Consider the following 3205-nt stretch of genomic DNA (forward strand, 5'->3'; position numbering starts at 1 on the left):
GGCTTAGGGGGCGGTAAATACGCCAAGTTGGCTGACGTGCTGCAACTACCAGGTACTAAACAGCCTGAACCCGAAATCACAGTAGGGGAGATGTGGGAAGCGTACCTTGAATGGAAGAAAACAGTAATTGAAGAGTCAACCTTTGTAGATGTTTTTAAAACAATGTCTAATACTCTTTTGGGTAAGGTATGGGACAGAAAAACTAACAAACACATCCAATCAGAAACAGATTTATCTGTTTTTCGATTGGATGACAAGGCTAACATTCTAATTGCAATAGAAAATATGAAGATGTCTCGCAAGACGTATTTCATAAATGAACTCAATCGAGCTTTTGATTTTTCAAAAATTAAGGGAATGTTGGTAAATCCGACTACTGAGAACCCTTTTACGCTTGACAAATTTAGTACCCCTGCTATTACAACTCAACAAAAGTACGCTTCTAAACTTGTTAATGGAGTAGAGAAAGAATGGCACGAGGTATTAGATGAGAAAGCTTTAGAGGATGATAGACGTGCTTTTACTAGAGAAGAGCGTGACATCATTATCAAGGCTTTTTATGAATCAGAAAAAGCAAGCGATAGAGATTATGCACCCTTGATTGAGTTTTACTTTTTGACTGGGTGTAGAACTGCTGAAGCTATCCCTCTTGTTTGGAGAGATATCGACTTTGATCGAAATCTAATTCGATTTAGCAAGTCACTAGGTGTGACAACTAGAAAACTCAAAGAGACTAAAACTGGAGATGTGCGATTCTTTTACTTTAGTGAGAATTCTCGATTAAGGGAGTTATTAATGAAGTTAAAAAGTGAAAGCTCAAACAGTTTAGTTTTTCCTAATGAAGATGGAAAATATCGACATCAGTCAGCAATTGCTAAAAAATGGCGAGGGTTTAACAATTCTAAGGAATTGAGTGATGGAACTAAGGTTGTTTACACGTATCCCGGTGTAGTTACTCAGTTAGTAGAAGAAGGTAAGATTTCAGGATATTTACCTCTTTATCATGCACGCCATACTTACATAACTCTTACGGCACACGCTAATAAACACGATAACAATGCTTTACTCTATATTGCTACTTCCTGCGGTAACAGTGTAGATGTGATTCTCAGACATTACCTAGGAGTAAGTGAGAAAACAAGAATTGTAGAAGTTTAGCTCTCCCACTACCGCCCCCTTAAAAGGGCGGTTTTTTTTTGGCAGTACGATCGCACGGCACGGCAACCGGAAACCTTCAATCGAGTTATGTGCATGATGTGAGTGAGAGTACTTGCTAGTATCTGTGTGTATTTTCTGGCTTAGCCGCCCGTAACAGGCGGCTGTGATTAGAAAAAGACCAAATATGCCTGATTTTGCGACTTGACTTGAAGTGACTTTTGGTGCGATCGTCAAAGAAACAAAAGACCCCTACGGTGCTACTAACACTTTCGGGGTATTTGCCTTTAGCTGTCTAAGAGCCTCTGGCTTCATTATTATGTCACAACAGTCCGCTCCACATACCCCACGATCGGCTTCTCTTAACTATTCGTGGGACAAGCCCCTTGCTCTACGATGGTATCGAGATGCCGTATTTGATAACATCCGTCACACCGAGGCCTTTGCTTGCATTGATATCGGCACTGGCGTTAAGCCGTGGCTGTACTACTACCAGGCCCCCGTGCTACTACCAGAGCAGTGTGACTCCCTTTACGGTGTCGAGCCAAAAACTACCGACAGGTTGATTCGCAACTTTGAAGCCCAACTGGTAGGGGATGGTTTGTTTGCTTGCCCGGAAACATTTGTACAATACTCAGAGCCTGTACTGGGTATCTGTTGGATAGGGAAGCCTCACCTTAATTACCTACTCCCTCCACGGGCCGTGCTTAAGCTAGCTTGCTGGATGCCTGCTACTACCGAGGTACTACGGGTACTAACGTGCTTAGAAGCGATCGCAAAAAAAGCATATGAGCCACTACCCGAATCGGTGAGGATGTCTCAACACTATCGGATAGTGGAACGACGTACCGCCCCAAAGGACAAGGTTGCAATGGTAGCGGAAACACAAGAATTAGGGCTTTATGCCTACGCCAAACACTTCGGAGACCTTAAATCGGGCATTACCTATAAGCGGTTGCTTACCCATTACGATCGCGGCGGACAGTTCCCACCAACACGGCAAGAGCTAAACGATTTGTTGATTGAGTTTTAATCCGCGATCGGTAGGCACGGAAAGTAAAAAGCTAGAATCACACTATGCAGATGATGTGACTCTAGCTTTTCTTTTTGCCTTCATTTTTTATCACGGCCGCCTATCACGGGCGGCTATTATTGGCGGCTATGACTGGAAAAGGACTTACTTACTTAAGCGCCTGTTATACAAAGTAAGGAAAATGCGTCTTGTGTATAAGTATTTGTGAGATTCAGTATAAATTTTTCTCGCTTTGTATAGACTTTAATGTACGAGAAAATATTCCTAAACCTATAGGGGTTCGAGAAGAAGTATAGCGTTATATAGCAATTATTTGTGGGATATTTGCCATCTGGTTGTAGGTTATAATTCCAACAGCAGAATTTGCCCGATTGCACCCGCAGGCAAAAAAAAGCCCCGCTACCTCTGATAAAGGTGAACGGGAGACAATCAAAATATTTCTTAATTTTCAACTTAGCATTATTTTCTAGACTTTTTCTAGCAAACCTAGAGAGTCCCCTTGCCGGAAGGGTATATCACGGCAATTGTCTCCAATCACTAACACCAGGGATAGCGGTTATCCACCCTTACAAAAGGAACAACCGCTATGGACAGTGTATCATCAATTTCTCAAACTGTTGCTACTACCCGCAACGAATCTTTACTTAGTGCCGCCGACCAAGAGTATCTGAGAATCGAGCGCAAGCTTACCCTCGACTGGATGTACGCAAGTTGTGGGAGCGCGGATATCCCGAAAGCCACGATATTACTGGGATATGAAGCAAAATCACCCTGTATCGTGTTCTACAGTGACGGGATGGAGCAATTGCAACTCCGACCGATTACCCCGTGGGCTTCAAAGGATGGAAAGCTTCCCAAGTACCGTACCCCGAAAGGTGAATATGACGCTTTCCTTGCCAATCATCCAGAAATCGAAGCGTATTGGACTGATTTAGAGGCGCTTAAAGCCCGATGCTTCACCATTAACGGCAAACCTTATCTACTCATCACTGAAGGCTGCATAAAAGCGATTACAGG

2 protein-coding genes and 1 pseudogene are annotated in these 3205 nt (G+C 43.1%); all 3 read left to right on the forward strand.

Going from position 1 to position 3205, the window contains the following annotated elements; translation table 11 throughout:
* Positions 1-1158: tyrosine-type recombinase/integrase (locus QUB16_RS33065; protein WP_333322595.1), on the forward strand; the 1158-nt coding region annotated here is incomplete at its 5' end.
* Positions 1159-1474: 316 nt separating this feature from the next.
* Positions 1475-2188, forward strand: a complete 714-nt coding sequence (locus QUB16_RS33070; RefSeq protein WP_333322596.1) for a hypothetical protein — start codon at positions 1475-1477, stop codon at positions 2186-2188.
* Positions 2189-2774: 586 nt separating this feature from the next.
* Positions 2775-3205, forward strand: a pseudogene (locus QUB16_RS33075) (DUF3854 domain-containing protein); the annotation flags it as partial.

Source organism: Microcoleus sp. D3_18a_C4, from assembly GCF_036702415.1.
Lineage (GTDB): Bacteria > Cyanobacteriota > Cyanobacteriia > Cyanobacteriales > Microcoleaceae > Microcoleus.